Origin of the sequence: Streptomyces sp. rh34, from assembly GCF_002551245.1 — a bacterium.
Taxonomy (GTDB): Bacteria; Actinomycetota; Actinomycetes; order Streptomycetales; family Streptomycetaceae; genus Streptomyces.
The window spans coordinates 1-581 of the sequence record NZ_NTGZ01000589.1 but is presented as its reverse complement, the minus strand read 5'-3'; the positions used below and the strand labels follow the sequence as shown (position 1 = coordinate 581).

1 pseudogene is annotated in these 581 nt (G+C 78.3%); it reads right to left on the bottom strand.

The features are described 5' to 3' along the window. A pseudogene (locus CR470_RS41045) lies at window positions 1–330 on the bottom strand (SPFH domain-containing protein); the annotation flags it as partial. Window positions 331–581: the final 251 nt, after the last annotated feature.

Below are 581 nucleotides of genomic sequence, written 5' to 3'. Positions count from 1 at the left end.
TGCGGGCGAGCGGTCCCCTGTGGCGGGGCGACGGACGACGGCCGCGGGCAGCGCCGCCGCGGCCGGCCCGGCCGGCTCCTGGTCGTCCCGGAAGAGGAGGTGTACGGGGATGGAGGCGGTGGTCTCGTTGGCGATGACGGAGTGACGGCGGCCGGGGTGCGAGGGCGTCGCCGCGGCCGGCGTGGGGGGCTCGGCGGCGGTCGGGGAGGCGGGTACGGGAAGGGATACGGATACGGGTACGGGTACGGAGAACGTGGCGGAGGCGGCCCGGTCGCCGGGGGCCAGGTCCAGGACGAGGTCCAGCTCGGTGTCGGGCCCGGGGTCGTCCACGGTTCCCCTCGCGGGGGCGCCCCGGGGGCGGCGTCCGGCCGGGTCCTTCCGGGCGGAACCCTTTCCGGCCTCCGGCTCGGCCCCGTAGGACGGATGCGGGGTCCATTCCGCCGAGGGTTCCGTCCTCGAACGCCGGACGGGCTTGAGGTGGAGGTTCCCGTCGAGCGGCACGGGGCGCGCGGGGGCGGGGCGGCCGGAGGTGGCGCGGTCGCCGCCAGGACCACCGGGGGCGGGACCGCCGTCGACAGTGG